Origin of the sequence: Halochromatium glycolicum, from assembly GCF_016584085.1 — a bacterium.
GTDB classification, from domain to species: domain Bacteria; phylum Pseudomonadota; class Gammaproteobacteria; order Chromatiales; family Chromatiaceae; genus Lamprobacter; species Lamprobacter glycolicus.
On sequence record NZ_NRSJ01000046.1, the window covers coordinates 1 to 15,155 of the forward strand.

The window sequence follows — 15,155 nt, forward strand, 5'->3', positions numbered from 1 at the left end:
GGCCGCGGCGGCGAGCCGCTGCCGGACCCGACCGGGCTGCGCGATGCCCTGACGCGCACCCAGGCCGCGGCGCAGTTCGCGGCCCGGCTGCCGGAGCTCGAGGCCGACCTCGCCGCGGCCGGCCGCGACTGTGCGCTCCGCCATCAGCTGCTGCCTGGGGCGCCGGCGGACCCTGCCGGCGCCTGTGCCCTGTCCGTGCCATCGGCGGCGGCGCTGCGGCAGTTCGCTGACGAGGAGGCGGCCATCGCCAAGGACTTGGCGGCGGCCGAGGACGGCGCTGCGGCCGCGCAGGCACGCGAGCGTCAAGCCGCAGCCGAGTTGGCCCGGCTGGAGCGGCGCGGCGCGCTACCGACCGAGCACGACCTGGAACAGGCGCGAGCGCACCGCGACCGCACCTGGGCCCGGGTCGTCGCCGTCTGGCGGGATGGTGCGTCCGATGCCGATGCCGATGCCGATGCCGATGCCGATGCTGGTGCTGGTGCTGGTGCTGGTGCCGGAGGTGATACCGGTGGCGAAGGCTTGGCTGAGACCTATCCGGCCAGCGTCCGCGCCGCTGACGAGATCGCCGACCGGCTGCGCGCCGAGGCGGATGCGGTCGCCCAGGCGCAGACCCTGCGCGAGCAGCAACGCAGCGCTGCCGACGATGCCGCTGATGCACGGCGGGTCCGCGCCGAGGCCGAGACCGCGCGCGCCGACTGGCAACACCGTTGGCACGCCGCCTGGGCATCCTGCGGACTGACGCCCGCCACGCCCCAGGAGATGCTGGAGTGGCGCGATCGCTGGCTGGAGCTGCGCGCCGCCTTCGCGAGCTGGCAGACGGCCGACGCCGAGCTGGCGCGCGCGCGCGCCGCGCTGGACGAGGCGATCGGGCTGTTGCGCCCGCTGCTGCCGGTGCCGTCCGGGCCTGAAGGGCAGACAGGGCAGGCCAGGCCGGCAGAGCATGCCGGGCGCGCCGGTCGGACCGATCAGGCCGGGCAGGCCGATCAGACCGGGCAGGCCGGGCACGCCGGGCAGGCCGGGCAGACCGGGCAGACCGGGCAGGCCGGGCAGGCCGGGCAGGAACGGCAGGTCGACGGGCATCTCCCGAGCCTGCGCGCCCTAGCCGAGCGCGCGGTGCGGGCCGCTGATGAGGCGCGCGGTGCCCGCGAACAGCTCCTGGAGCGCCAGCGCGGGCTGCATGAGGAGCTTGCTGCATTGGAGTCGGAAGCGCCGGCGCTGGAGCAGGCCGAGGCCGATGCGCATGCGCGCTGGCAGGAACGCTGCCGGCGGCTCGGGCTGCCGGTCGAGGCGACCATCGCGACTGTGCTCGCGCTCTTGGAGCGTCGCCAGGCGCTGGTCGGACGCTATGACCGCTGGCACGCGCTGGGCGAGACCCTGGCGCGCAGACAACAGGACATCGCCGATTACGCGACCCGGGTGCATGGGCTCGCCGACGCGCTGGCGCTGCCGGGTGGCGCCGTCGAGGCGCGGGAGGCGGCGTTGTGGCAGGCGCTGTATGAGGCCCGAGCCCACAAGGTGCGCCAGGACGAGGCCCGGCGCGATCTGAACGAGGCGCAGGAACGGCGACCCACGGCACGTGCCGAGCTGGATCAGGCCGAGCAGGAACTGGCCGCGCAGCTCGCCCGCGCCGAGGGCGGCGACGAGGCGGCGCTGACGGGGCTCTTGGACGGGCTGAAGCGCCGGCACGCGATCGACAGCGAGATCGAGCGCCGGCGCCAGGCGCTGCATCCCTGGGCGCGCGGCGAGCCCTTGGATGCCTTCATCGAGCGGGTGCGCGCCGAGGATGCCGATGCGCTGGCCGCCGAGCGCGATGGGCTCGATCAGGCGATCGCGAGCCTGCAACAGGAACGGGATCAGGCGCTGCATGCGCTGCACGAGGCCAATATCGAGAAGGCCCGGCTGGAACAGGCCGGTCTCGACGCCGCTGCGCACCTGCAGGACGCCAAGAACACCGCCGCGCGCATCCGCCGCGACGCCCACCGTTATCTGCGCCTGCAGCTCGCGGTGCAGCTGCTGCGCGATCAGATCGAGCGCTTCCGGCGCGAGAGTCAAGGGCCGCTGCTGAGCCGTGCCGGCGCGTTGTTCAGGCAGGCGACCGACGGCAGCTTCGATGGACTCGGTACCGCGTTCGCCGGGGACGACACGCCGGTGCTGGTCGGGCGACGCGGTGAGGCCGAGGTCGGCGTCGAGGGCATGAGCGACGGCACGCGCGACCAGCTCTATCTGGCGCTGCGCATCGCCGCGATCGAGCGCCATCTGGAGCAGCATGCGCCGATGCCGCTGGTCCTCGACGACCTCCTGATGACCTTCGACGACCGCCGCTGCCGCGCGATCCTGCCGATCCTGCGCGAGCTGGCCGGCAAGACCCAGGTGTTGCTCTTCACCCATCATCGCCATCTCGGTGAGCTGGCGCAGGACGCGCTCGGCGACGACGGCTTTCAGCGCCACGAGCTGCGCGACCGGCGTCTGGGATGATGAGCGCCGGCCGGCTCGACGTGCGCCGCAGCCTCTAGCGCCCTGTCCTCGTGGCGGCGCCCCGAGGCAGAGCGGTCCTGGACATTCCGGCGAGAGCGCGATTACCCTTGGGGTCATATTTGATCGCATGCTGGTCTGTCAGGCGATCGCCGGTCAGGCCGTGATTCAGGGGTAATCGGTTCGTGGATCTGATTCCGGCCTTATTGGCCATCGTCGGCGGCTTTGCGCTGCTGGTCTGGAGCGCCGATCGCTTCGTCGACGGGGCGGCGGCGACCGCCGGACATGCGGGCATGCCGTCGTTGGTGATCGGGATGGTGATCGTCGGCTTCGGCACCTCGGCGCCGGAGATGGTGGTCTCGGCGATGGCGGCGCTGGACGGGAATCCCGACCTGGCCCTCGGCAATGCGCTCGGCTCCAACATCGTCAATACCGGGCTGGTGCTCGGTGTAACGGCTCTGGTCGCGCCGATCGTCGTGCACTCGAAGATCATCCGGCGTGAGCTGCCGCTGTTGTTCGGCATCGGCCTCGCTGCCGGCATCCTGTTCTGGGATGGCGCGTTGACACGTCCCGAGTCGCTGCTCTTGCTGTTGGGCTTCTTCGCGCTGATCGGTTGGAGCCTGGTCGCGGCGCTGCGCGGCCATGGTGACGCGCTGGAAGCCGAAACCGTTCAAGAGCTCGAGTCGCACGCGATGACGCTCGGTCGGGCCCTCTTCTGGCTCGCCGCCGGGCTGGTGCTGCTGATCGTCAGCTCCCGGGGCCTGGTCTGGGGGGCGGTCAACGTCGCTCAGACCCTCGGGGTCAGCGATCTCGTCATCGGCCTCACGATCGTCGCGCTCGGAACCTCGTTACCGGAGCTGGCCGCATCGGTGATGGCCGCGCGCAAGGGCGAGCATGACATCGCGCTCGGCAATCTGGTCGGCTCCAACATGTTCAACCTGCTGGCGGTCGTCGGTATCGCCGGCGTCATCATGCCGATGCCGACCCTGGCGCCCGCGATCCTGACCCGCGACTGGCCGGTGATGATGGGGCTGATCGCGGCGTTGTTCGTGATGGCCTATGGCTTCCGCGGGCAAGGGCGCATCAACCGCCTCGAGGGCGCGCTGCTGGTGCTCGCGTTCGTCGCCTACAACACCTGGCTGGTGGCGTCGGTCATGACGGGGTGAATCGGCTGTTGGGATCGCCCGATGTCCTCCGTTCGTTTCGGCGGTCATCGGGCGCTTGCTTGGCCTCGAGTCGCGGCTCAGCGGTCGCGAATGAAGTCGTAGATGTTCAGGTAGTCCTGCCCCGGGTAGTTCCAGGAGTAGTCGGCGCGCATCGCGTTCTTGATCAGCTCACGGAAGTGATCCGGATACTGGTAGTAGCAGTCGATCGCGCGGATGAGCGCCGATTCCAGACCGGGCACGTCGTAGTTGTCGAAGCGGTAGCCGTTGCGCTGGTGCAGCGGGCGGTCCGAGTAGTCCTTGTCGAAGACGGTGTCGGCGAGGCCGCCGACGGTGCGAACGACCGGGATGGTGCCATAGCGCAGCGCGATCAGCTGGGTCAGGCCGCAGGGCTCGAACTGGCTCGGCACCAGCATGATGTCGGCGCCGGCGTAGATCAGGTGCGAGAGGTCCTCGTCGAAGCCGATCTCGAGGTGGCAGTCGGGGCTCTCGTTGAGCATGTGCTTGAGGCCCCAGAAGTCGTTGTTGATGCTGGGGTCGGGGCTCGAGCCGAGCAGCACGAACTGGGCGCCGTGCTCGAGTGTCGAGAAGATCGCATGGCGCACCAGCTCGAGTCCCTTCTGCGGGTCGAGCCGGCCGATGAAGGCGACGATCGGCTTCTCGTTGTCGGCCAGCATCAGCCGCTGGCGCAGCGCGCGCTTGTTGTCGTACTTGGCATCGATGCTGTCGAGGCCGTAGCGCACTGGGATGTAGCGGTCGACCTCTGGGTTCCAGACGTCGTAGTCGATCCCGTTGACGACGCCGCCATACTTCATGTGATGGGTATGGAGGGTCGGCTCGAGGCCGAACCCCTGGCCCTGGTCCTTCGTCTCGAAGGCGTAGCGCGGCGAGACCGTCGTGACGAAGTTCGAGTAGACGACCCCGCCCTTGAGCAGATTCAGCGCGTTCTTGTGCCGGTTGTCGCCCATCCGGTGCCAGTCGAAGAAGCGCTCGGGCTGGTGCAGGCCGGTGGCGCGCAATAGCTCGCCGCCGGTGACGCCTTGATGCTTGAAGTTGTGGATGGTCAGGCAGGCGCGCGGGTGGGTCATCCCGAGGCGCTGGTAGAACTCGTACAGGAATACCGGGACCAGCGCGGTCTGCCAGTCGTGGCAGTGGATGATGTCCGGGTGCTTGCCGGCCTGCCACAGGAACTCGATCGCGGCGCGCGAGAAGAACGCGAAGCGCAGGATGTCGTCATTGAAGCCGTAGACGCTGCCGCGATTGAAGAAGTTGTCATGCGAATGCGGCTCGATGAAGAAGCACTTGCGGTCATGGACAAAGCCGAAATAGACGGTGCAATGGATCGCGCCGTCGTACCAGGGCACCCAGAGGTCGTTGTAGACCGGATGCAGCTCGAAGATGTGGTCGTAGCGCAGGTTGTCGTACTTCGGCAGGATGATCTCGACGTGATTGCCGCGGATCGCGAGCTCGCGGCTGAGCCCGAAGACCACATCGGCAAGCCCGCCGATCTTGGCGATCGGCGCCATCTCCGGGGTGATATGGACGATGAACAGGCTCGGTCGCGGCGGGTGATGGACCGCCGGTGGTTCCGGTTCAGGCTCCCGCTGAGACTCGGGCTCGGCCGAGATTGGCTCGATGGTTGGCGCCTCTGGTAAGCGCGCCTCTAGTGAACGTTCGTCTGGTGAACGTGCCTCTGTTGAACGTGCCTCTGGTGAGCGTGCCTCTGGTGAGCGTGCCTCTGGTGAGCGCGCCTCTGGTGAGCGCGCCTCTGGGGGAAGCGGCTCGGGCGCCTCGTCGGTTGGACTCGACTCGCCGGGTTGCGGCTCGGATGCCGGTGGCGGCGTCGGCTGCACTAGGGCCTCGTCGGCGCGCGCCTCGGTGTGCCCTGGCGTGCGCGGTGCCTGAGGCGCCTTGCCGGTCGCGGATCGTTCGCCTGCACTGGTAGTCGATACCGTGGCGGTCGACTGCTTGTCCTCTTGGTCAGGACGCCCGGTCGAGGGTTGGTCTTCAGCGCCCTGATCGGGGCTGTCGGCGTTGCTCGCCGCTTGCGTGGCAGCCGTTTTGGTATCCGGCGCAGCTCCTGGTGCAGAAGAGGGCTGCGCGGCGGCGGTTCCGCTCTGTGCCCTTGGCCTGTCGGGCGATGACCCGGTCGCGCCGGTCGCGCTGTTCGAAGCCGAAGCCGAAGCCGAAGCCGAAGCCGAAGCCGAAGCCGAATCAGAGGTCGACGCCCTGGTCGCCGTCGGCTGCTCGGCTTGCTCGACGCCCACCTTCTTGGTTGTCTTGGCGGTGGGCTTCGCTGAGGTCTTCTTGCTGGCCGGACTCGAAGCCGTGGTGTTATGACGCTTTGCGCCTGCCGATGCCTTGGTCTTTTTGGTCGTGGTTGGCTTTTTTGCCATCGCTGCTCACCTGCGCGATCGGGATGGGATCGGATGCTCTAACTGGCTACGTACCTCTGGAAACGGGCTGATGCTTGGTTGCACCAGGGGTTCGCCAGGTGTTGGCCCAATGCCGCCGGGCACACGGCCGCACTCAGTCTGCTCCGCTGGCGCTTGGGAGTGGGGCTGGGGCTGCTTGGGCCTCTCCCGGTTCTGCCCCCGGGTCCTGTTTCAGCACGATTCCGCCCAACGGCGGTAGGGTCAGTACCAGCGAGTTGGGGCGATTCATCCAATCAACGGGCTCGGTCTGCAGCGGTTCGGGGCCGTTGCGGACGCCGCTGCCGCCGAAGGCTGTGTCGTCCGAATTGAAGACCTCTCGATAGGCCCCGGCTGCGGGCACCCCGACGCGATAATCGTGGCGCGGCACCGGTGTGAAATTGAGCGCAATGACCAGGTGCGAGGGGACCAGGTCATCGGTCGCCGCGTCGCTGGGTTGGCCTTTGCGTTGGTAGATCAGCACCGAGTTCTGGGCGTCGTGGCAGTCGATCCATTCGAAGCCTTCCCAGTTGAAGTCCAGCTCATAGAGCGGCGTCTCGGCCTGATAGAGCTGGTTCAGCGAGCGCACCAGCTGCTGGATACCCTGGTGTAACGGGTACTCGAGCACGTACCAATCCAGGACGCGTTGGCTGTTCCATTCCTCGCCCTGGCCGAACTCGCTGCCCATGAACAGGAGCTTCTTGCCCGGGTGGGTATACATGTAGGTGTAGAGCAGGCGCAGATTGGCGAAGCGCTGCCATTCGTCACCGGGCATCCGGTACAGCAGCGAGCGCTTGCCGTGCGTGACCTCGTCGTGCGAGAACGGCAGCAGAAAGTTCTCGGTGAACGCATAGAGCATGCTGAAGGTCAGCGCGTCCTGGTGGTACTGGCGATGGATCGGGTCCTCCTTGAAGTACTCCAGGGTGTCGTTCATCCAGCCCATGTTCCATTTCAGGTCGAAGCCGAGCCCGCCGAGATAGGTCGGGCGCGTCACCTGCGGCCAGGAGGTCGACTCCTCGGCCATCACCAGCGCGCCGGGCACCTGGTCGTGGACGATCTCGTTGAGCTCGCGTAGGAAGGCGATGGCCTCCAGATTCTCGCGGCCGCCGTACTGGTTCGGCAGCCAATCGGTGCGGGAATAGTCGAGGTAGAGCATCGAGGCGACCGCGTCGACGCGCAGCCCGTCGATGTGGTATTCCTCGAGCCAGAACAGTGCGCTCGAGATCAGGAAGTTTTTCACCTCGTTGCGGCCGAAGTTGAAGATCAGGGTCTCCCAGTCGAGATGCTCGCCGAGGCGCGGGTCGGCATGCTCGAAGAGCGCGGTGCCGTCGAAGCGGCCGAGGCCGTGGGCATCCTTCGGGAAGTGGGCCGGGACCCAGTCCAGGATCACGCCGATACCGTTGATGTGGCAGTGGTCGACGAGCCAGCGGAAGTCGTCGGGAGTCCCGAAACGACTGGTCGGGGCATAGTAGCCGGTGGTCTGGTAGCCCCAGGAGAGGTCGAACGGGTGCTCGGTGATCGGCATCAGCTCGATGTGGGTGAAGCCGAGCTCCTTGACATAGGCGACCAGCCGCTCGCCGAGGTCGCGGTAGTTGAGCATCTCGCCCTCGGGACCGCGCTGCCAGGAGCCCGGATGGACCTCGTAGATCGCCATCGGGCTGTGCAGCCAGTCGTGAGCCGCTCGCGCGCTGCGCCATTCCTCATCCCGCCAGCGGTAGTGACTGGGCGGCTCGATGATGCTCGCGGTGCTTGGACGCACCTCGAAATGCCGCCCGTAGGGGTCGGACTTGAGGAGGATCGCCCCCTCGCGGCTACGCAGCTCGAACTTGTAGAGCTGGCCGGGTGCCAGGTCTGGAATGAACAGCTCCCAGACGCCGTTGCCGTGCAGGCGCATCGGGTGGCAGCGGCCATCCCACTGGTTGAAGTCGCCGACCACGCTGACACGGGCGGCGTTGGGCGCCCAGACCGCGAACAGCACACCAGCGATGCCCTGGGTCTCGTGGACGTGGGCCCCGAGCAGCCGATGGGCGTGCCAGTGGCGGCCCTCGCCGAACAGGTGCATGTCGAAGTCCGGTAGTTGGGGCGGGAAGCAGTAGGGGTCGTGGGCGATGTGCTCGCGGTGGTCCTGGTCGCGCCAAATCAATCGGTAGCGCTCCGGAAGGCTCGTGACGGCGCCGCGCCACTCGAAGACATCGGTCCCGTGCAGGCGCGTCATCTCCTGCTGGGCTTCGGCGATGGAGACGGTCTCGGCCTGCGGTAAGATGGCCCGCACGCACAGCTCTTCGCCGTCACGATGAGGGCCGAGAACGGCGAAGGGGTCAGCATGGGTCGCCTCCACAAGCTGCTGAATCGCGGTGGGAAGCTGGTTCGTGCTCATGCGGGTGTCTGTCTCCGTGCGTGGTCTGGTCGAGGTGGCCGCGTTCGCGCAGCGAGGCCGCAGCGATGGTTGGGCCGGGTTGACGCCGCGGTCATCGGCATGATTATCGGGCATCTACCCGCAACCATGTGCGGTTTCGTGGATGCGCCGACCTGCCGCGCATGGGCTGGATCAACTCCATCAGGGAAACACCGGACTCTGACCCGGTGCAAGTGAAGTGCAATACTTGGCAGTGATCCAGTTGCGGCTCCTGAGCTCGTTCGAGCCAGTGAAGGCTGGGTCCTGATCCACTGCAGCACGAGAACATCCATGTCCGATATCTCTCAGATCGATGCCCGCATTGCGGTACTGGTCGAAGACCAATTCGAAGACCTCGAGCTCTGGTATCCGGTGCTGCGCCTGCGCGAGGCCGGCGCCGACGTGACCCTGGTCGGTCCGAGCGCCCGGACCTATCGCGGCAAGCACGGCCTCAGCGCCGATCCCCCTGTCGGCGTCGATGCGGTGAGCCCGGCCGACTTCGACGGCCTGATCATCCCCGGCGGCTACGCACCCGACCGGCTGCGGCGACACACCGAGATCGTCGCCTTCGTCAAGGCACTGCACGAACGTGGTGCTGTGATCGGCTTCATCTGCCATGCCGGCTGGGTGATGGCCTCGGCCGGCGTCCTGAGCGGGCGGCGCTGCACCTCGTTCTTCTCCATCCGCGACGACATGGTCAACGCCGGTGCCGAATGGCTCGATGCGCCGGTCGTCGTCGACGGCAACCTGATCTCGAGCCGCAATCCGGGCGATCTGCCGCAGTTCTTGCCCGCGATCCTCGAGGCGCTAGCCGCGCGCCACTGATGGGGCTGGGCCGGTGATCGGGTCAGACCGCCTCGCGAGCCGGGTCGCGCTCCTGCACCAGCGCCAGCATGTCGGCATAGCTCAGGCGGCTGCTGTCGTCGGTGCCCTCGAGCAGCGCATCGGCGAGGTCGCGCTTGTTGGCGTGCAGCTGCAGGATGCGCTCCTCGATGGTGCCTTTGGCCACGAGCCGATAGATGGTCACCGGGCGCTGCTGGCCGATGCGGTGGGCGCGGTCGGAGGCCTGGTCCTCGACCGCCGGGTTCCACCAGGGGTCCATGTGGATGACGTAGTCGGCCGCGGTCAGGTTGAGCCCGGCGCCGCCGGCGCGCAGGCTGATCAGGAATAGCTCGCCGGCGCCGGACTGGAACGCAGTCACCGCGGCGCGGCGCTGCGGCTCCGGGGTGCTGCCGTCGAGGTATTGGTAGCGGATGCCGCGGGCGTCGAGGTGCGCGCGGATGAGCTTGAGGTGATCGACGAACTGGCTGAACACCAGCGCCTTGTGACGGTTCTCGATCAGCTCGTCGACGATGTCGGCGAAGGCGTCGAGCTTGCTGCTCGGCAGGGTGCTGTCGGGTAGCGCCAGGCGCGGATGGCAGCAGGCGCGGCGCAGGTGCATGATCTCGGCGAGCAGCTGCATGCGCTGCTGCCCCGGGTTGGCGTTGGGCTCACCGTCTTCGAGGCGGGCCAGGGCCTCGCGGCGCACGGCCTCGTACAGGGCCCGCTCACTGTCGCTGAGCTCGATGCTCAGCGTGATCTCGGTGCGCGGTGGCAGCTCGCTCAAGACCTCGCTCTTGAGGCGGCGCAGGATGAATGGGCGCAGCAGCTGGCGCAGTCGTGCGCGGGCGTCCTGGTCCTGGTGCTGCTCGATCGGCGTGGCGAAGCGGGCGTTGAAGGACTCCAGCGAGCCGAGCAGGCCGGGATTGATGAAGCGGAACAGGTTCCACAGCTCGCTCAGGTGGTTCTCGATCGGCGTGCCGGTGGTGATGATCCGGAACGCGCCCGCGAGCTGCATGATGGCCTTGGAGCGCTTGGTGAGCGCGTTCTTGAACGCCTGGGCCTCGTCGGCGACGATGGTCTGCCAATGCACGCCGGCCAGGCGCTCGCCTTCGGTCTGCAACAGCCCGTAGCTGGCGACGACGAGATCGAACGGGCCGGCCTGCGCCAGCATCGCGGTGCGGTCACCGGGGCCGAAGCGCAGCGGGCGCAGGGTCGGGGCGAAGCGCGTGGCCTCGTCCAGCCAGTTGCCGCAGACCGAGGTCGGCGCCAGTACCAGCGTCGGCCCCTCGGGGGCGCGCGACAGGATCAGCGCCAGCGCCTGGACGGTCTTGCCGAGGCCCATGTCGTCGGCGAGACAGGCGCCGGCGCCCCAGTGCGCGAGGCGGGCGAGCCAGCGGTAGCCTTCCGCCTGATAGTCGCGCAGCTCGGCCTGCAGGGTGGAGGGCAGCTGCGGGTTCAGCTCGCGAACCTCGGCGAGGCGCGCCAGCAGCTGCTCCCAGGCCGGTGACGAGGCGACCTCCATGCCATCCATCAGCTCCGCGATGGCGGGTGCCGCCAGCGGATGGAAGCGGCCGCGGTCGGTGAGACCGCGCAGGCCGTCGAGGCGACGCCGCAGCGCGGCGCTCAGGCTCAGGATCTCCTGCTCGCCCAGGCGCACGAAGCGGCCCTTGGCCTCGGTGGCGCGGGCCAGCAGCTCGCGCAGTTCCAGAACGCGGCCATCGTCGAGCTGCAGGCCGCCACCGAGCTCGAGCCAGTCCTGTTTCTGCGTCACGCTGGCGCGCAGCTGACCGACTTGGGCCTGCTCCGTCAACGCGACACGCTTGCCCTTGGGCCAGTCCAATACCACCGCATCGCCCAGGGCTTGCAGTTGCTCCAGCGCGGTCAGGGCCGCTTCCGGGTCGTCCAGCTGCCAGGTCGACGCGGTCTCGCCGGCGAGCGCTGGGCAGGCCGTCAGCAGCTGCTGCACCGCGTGGCGTTCGGCGCGCAGATCACGGGTGCAGCGCAGGGCGCGGCCATCGATCTCGGTCAACAGGGTCGCGCTGCCCTCGCCCGGGCGCAGCTGCGGGCCGGCGTCGCCGAACGGGTGCACGAACAGCTCCAGCTGCAGCCCCAGCTCCAGGCCCTGGCCGCTCGGCGTGAGGTGCAGGTGCGGGCGCGCATCGGCAGGCACCTCGGTGGCGGCGCTGCTGTCGCCGCCGCCGATATCCGAATGGACCGTCAACAGGGGTGCTACCGAGGACAGTGTCTTCAGCAGCGCCTGCTGCGATGCCTTGGGCACGGCGAGCCCGTCGGGACCGAGGATGGCCCCGATCTGCCGGTGGGAGTCGTCGAACTGGACCAGCCGGATGCGCTGGCCGCTCTCGAGCACCGGCTGTACGCTGCGTCCTTCCTGGGGGAATGGCTCGATCTGGACCAGGATGTCCTTACTGCGATCGATCACGCGTAGGGTAGGGCCGGCCGGCACCAGCTCCAGCGGTGTCTCATCGCCGGGGTCGGCGAGCACCAGCGGATGGCCGACAGCGGCCAGCAAGGCGCAGTCCGGGTCCAGGGTGTAGCTCTGTTGCGCCGGGCCGCCGACATAGGTCTGCTGCCGCTCGCGCACGATGCAGGCGCAGAGGGCCCGGTCGCGGGCGCTGAGGTGGGGCATCATCTCGGACTCGCTCGCCAGACGCTGCAAGGCCACGGCACGCCCTCGCGTCCAGCTGCCGCTCTTCGCGCGCTTCTGCTCGCGCGGCTCCAAGGTCGCGTAGCTGCCTTGGATCACCAGCAGCCAAACCAGACGCCGATCCTGCGACGGCTGCTCGTCCTCGGCGTTGGCCGAGTCCGACGCGAGCCGTTCCAACGCCTCGAGCGCCAGTGCCCAGGGCGGTTTGGGCTCAAGCATACCGGTCAGTGCGACCAGCTCGGGCGGCATCGAGGGCGCGGCCGGCAGTGCGCCCTGATAGCCAACGGCGGCGAGCAGTGACAGTGCCTCGTGCCGGAACCAACGTCCAGCCTGTTCGGCGTCCTGTTCGCTCTCCCGCCCGATGCTCTGGCCAGTGCTCTGACCAGTGCTCTGACCAGTGCTCTGGCCAGTGCTCTGGCCAGTGCCTTGCGCGAAGCCGTGCCCAGCGGCCTGCTGGCTGCGCGGCCCGGCGGCCTGCCGGGAACCTTGTTCCATGCCCTGTCCGGTGCCCGGTTGAGCGGACTGCTCGGCGTACCGGGCAAGCGCTTGCTTGATCTCTGAACCGATCGGCTCTCCAAGCCAATACAGTGCCAAGGCCCGGAACAGCAGGCCCAGCGGTCGCCGCGAGCCGAAGCCGTAGCCGTGCTGCAGCGCGTAGCATTCCTCGGGCTTGCTCTGCCCGGCGAGCACCTGGGCCAGCTCGCCGATGACGCGAAAGGCGGCTTCGAGCTTGTCGGTCACGCTCGCGCGCAGGCAGGTGCGCACCTGCTGATGCACCTTGGCGAGGTCGTCGGGCTCGCCGCGATGCAGCAGCGTGATCAGATAGAGCGCGCCGGGTAGCCCAGGCAGGTAGAGGTTGCGCTTGCGGGTGCGTTTGCGCTCGGCCTGGTGGGCCTGGTCGAAGTGGCCGAGCGCGCCAGCGTAATCGCCGCGCAGGACGGCCAGCCAGCCGCGCAGCATCAGCGCCTCGGTGGCCGTGCGCTTGGTGAGCAGGGTCTCGAGCGCGTCGGCGGGCAGCGGCAGCAGGTCCAGCGCGGCATCGGCATCGCCTGCCAAGGCCTTTTCGATGAGGGCGGTCTGGGCCTCGGTCTGGGCCTCGGTCTGGGTCACGGTCTGGATCAAGGTGCGAGCTCCGGCAGCACGAAGTCGAGCCTAGCCAGCCCCTTGCGGAAGGCATTGAGCTTCTTCTCGGGGACACACAGATGCCGCTCACCGGCGCGGCTGCAGTGCGCCGCGGTCGCCGGGTCGGTGCTCAGCATCGCTGCCAGCGCAGCATCGCGGCATTGGATCAGCCGCGCCGGCCCGGCATCGGTCAGCGCGCTGGCGCGCTCCTCGATGCGCGCCAGGAGATCGCTCAGCTCGGCCGGCGCTTCGCCTTCCACTGACGACTCCAGGAACTGCCGACTGCGCTCGCGCTCGTCGGCATCGGTGCCGCGCGCGAGGAGCTGCGCCGGGTCCAGTTGCCAGCGACCGGCTTCCGCGGGTGTTGCGATCTGCTCGAGCTGGAGCTGTTCCGCCGGCTCCGGCGCTCGGAGCAGTTCCAGTTGCAGGTCGGGGCCGATACGGAACAATGGCGGCCGTTCCGCGGCCTGTGCGGCATAGTGCTCGGACAGGTCCAGGCAGTAGGCACCGAGCGCATTGAGGCGCAGGTATTGCAGTCCGTCATAGCGGCTCAGAAAGGAGAAGCTGTCGGCTCCCCAAAGATCATAATAGTCGGGCCGGGCGCGGTAAGGTCGGACGTAGGCGACATCGATCAGGCCGAGCGTGGCGAGGTATTCGAACAGATAGGCCAGGGTGTAGCGCGCCTCCAGGACCTCGAAGCTGGCGTTGCCCTCATAGCCGAGCGAGCCATAGTTGGCCTCTGTCAGGTAGAGCTTCCAGGGATTCCCGCTGATAACGAACCGGTAACCCGCGGCCTTCATCTGCCGGAACAGATCATCGATGGAGAGCCATTCGCCGACCGGGCAGCAGTCGCGCAGGGCGTCCTCGATGACAAATCGCCGGTCCACCGGCGCCGTGAGTCTGACGCCCTTGCTGGTCTGTCCCTTGATCAGGTCCACGCGGCGCAGCTCATCCGGCTTGCCCTTGCGCTGCCAGCGCTCGAACAGCTGCTTGACGACCTCGTGGACGGGCTGTGACAGCGCCTTCTTGCCCTTGGCCGTCAAGCCGAGCTTGTTGCCGTCGATCTTGGCAAGCCCGCCGGTCTGCAGCAACAGCGGCCAGGCGAAGGGGCGGATCGGGCGGATCGGCCCGCCGGCCCAGCGCGGGAGGTCTGCATCGTCCTCGGGGTCGTACCAATCGCCGCCGAGCAGCACCGACTCGATGCGTCGGATGGCGGCGGCGCTGGCCAGGCCGGTCTTGGCGCCCACGCCGAGGCCGCCTTGCGCGACCAGGCGCAGTACCGCGGGCAGATCCTGATGGACCAGCATCTCGGTGCTCGCGCGCCGTAACGGTTCGGGGTCTTCGCTGGTGGGGCGCTGGATCCTGACCGTTTCCGGCAACTGCTCATCGTCCAGCGTCTCGACGCGCAGCGGTGGCGGTGCCGGCACCCGCTGCGCCAGGCGGGCGGCGAGGTCGGCCGGGATGGTTTGCTGGTAGAAGAACAGCTTGAGCATGCTGTCTTGGCTGTCCTTACGCCGACGACTGAGCCAGCTGAGGGGGTCGTCGCTGAACGGTGCGGGCAGCGAGCCGTATTTGGCCTCGAAGCCAACCGCGTGGAAATGGCCGTCCCAGTTGTGGACGGCCTCGGCGACCGCGTTGCGCTCGAGCTCGGTCAGGCGGGCGACGAGCTTGTCGAGCGACTCGGAGAGCAGATAGCCCTTGATGTCGGCGATCAGCTGGTCCTTGCGGTTCGCGGCGCGCAGGTCTGGAATCAGGCTGCAGCGTTGTTTCAGCTCCGGTACGGTGAGCGAGCTCAGGGCGTCTTGCAGGGTCATGCGGTCTCGTTGGTCTGTGATTGTCTTGGCCAGATCAAACCGTGGGCCCAAAACCGTGGGTCCAAATCGCGGGCCGGCTGAGCGACGGCTCCGCGTCTGTCCCGCGTCTGTCCCGCGTCTGTGCCGGAAATCGGCTCAGGAAAGCGTTGGTGGCGCTCGGGCGAAGAGCCGGCGAGGATGTCGGTCAGATAACCATAGTGCTTGATGGCTGGACGCGGCAATCGTCCTTGGGCTGCCGCTGCGTCACCGCTTGCCCGGTATAGACTGGTGCGCGCGACGCAGAACCAGTTC

General features: G+C 68.3%; 7 protein-coding genes and 1 pseudogene. 4 read left to right on the forward strand and 4 right to left on the reverse strand.

The genetic code is table 11. From position 1 onward, the window contains the following. Both CKO40_RS24565 and CKO40_RS19255 read left to right on the forward strand, forming a co-directional pair. Positions 1 to 2,475, forward strand: a pseudogene (locus CKO40_RS24565) (hypothetical protein); the annotation flags it as partial. A 182-nt stretch (positions 2,476 to 2,657) separates the two neighbouring features. After that, complete coding sequence (locus tag CKO40_RS19255) at positions 2,658 to 3,638, forward strand: calcium/sodium antiporter (RefSeq protein ID WP_338074225.1); 981 nt, start codon at positions 2,658 to 2,660, stop codon at positions 3,636 to 3,638. Between the two features lie 77 nt (positions 3,639 to 3,715). On the opposite strand, the gene CKO40_RS19260 is transcribed toward CKO40_RS19255, so the two are convergent. Beyond that, positions 3,716 to 5,488, reverse strand: a complete 1,773-nt coding sequence (locus tag CKO40_RS19260) for a glycogen synthase (RefSeq protein WP_338074226.1) — start codon at positions 5,486 to 5,488, stop codon at positions 3,716 to 3,718. 196 nt (positions 5,489 to 5,684) lie between these two features. Here CKO40_RS19260 and CKO40_RS24570 point away from each other — a divergent pair, with 196 nt between their 5' ends. Beyond that, positions 5,685 to 5,975, forward strand: a complete 291-nt coding sequence (locus CKO40_RS24570) for a hypothetical protein (RefSeq protein WP_242477186.1) — start codon at positions 5,685 to 5,687, stop codon at positions 5,973 to 5,975. Between the two features lie 189 nt (positions 5,976 to 6,164). Here the strand turns inward: CKO40_RS24570 and glgB are convergent, their stop codons facing one another. Next, on the reverse strand, positions 6,165 to 8,423 hold the full coding sequence (gene glgB / locus CKO40_RS19265) for a 1,4-alpha-glucan branching protein GlgB (protein ID WP_200348079.1): 2,259 nt from the start codon (positions 8,421 to 8,423) through the stop codon (positions 6,165 to 6,167). A gap of 309 nt (positions 8,424 to 8,732) precedes the next feature. Here glgB and CKO40_RS19270 point away from each other — a divergent pair, with 309 nt between their 5' ends. Next, on the forward strand, positions 8,733 to 9,266 hold the full coding sequence (locus CKO40_RS19270; protein WP_200348081.1) for a type 1 glutamine amidotransferase domain-containing protein: 534 nt from the start codon (positions 8,733 to 8,735) through the stop codon (positions 9,264 to 9,266). A gap of 22 nt (positions 9,267 to 9,288) precedes the next feature. On the opposite strand, the gene CKO40_RS19275 is transcribed toward CKO40_RS19270, so the two are convergent. After that, positions 9,289 to 13,050 (reverse strand): DEAD/DEAH box helicase, encoded by a 3,762-nt coding sequence (locus CKO40_RS19275; protein WP_242477187.1) that lies wholly within the window; start codon positions 13,048 to 13,050, stop codon positions 9,289 to 9,291. Further along, positions 13,047 to 14,864 carry a hypothetical protein gene (locus tag CKO40_RS19280; protein WP_200348082.1) on the reverse strand — a complete coding sequence of 606 codons (1,818 nt, stop codon included), beginning with the start codon at positions 14,862 to 14,864 and terminating at the stop codon, positions 13,047 to 13,049. Before CKO40_RS19280 ends, CKO40_RS19275 begins: the two co-directional genes overlap by 4 nt. Positions 14,865 to 15,155: the final 291 nt, after the last annotated feature.

Coding starts and splice junctions, on each gene's coding strand:
- glgB (WP_200348079.1), bottom strand. CDS start 8,423: ATGAGCACGAACCAGCTTCCCACCGCGATTCAGCAGCTTGTGGAGGCG.
- CKO40_RS19270 (WP_200348081.1), top strand. CDS start 8,733: ATGTCCGATATCTCTCAGATCGATGCCCGCATTGCGGTACTGGTCGAA.
- CKO40_RS19280 (WP_200348082.1), bottom strand. CDS start 14,864: ATGACCCTGCAAGACGCCCTGAGCTCGCTCACCGTACCGGAGCTGAAA.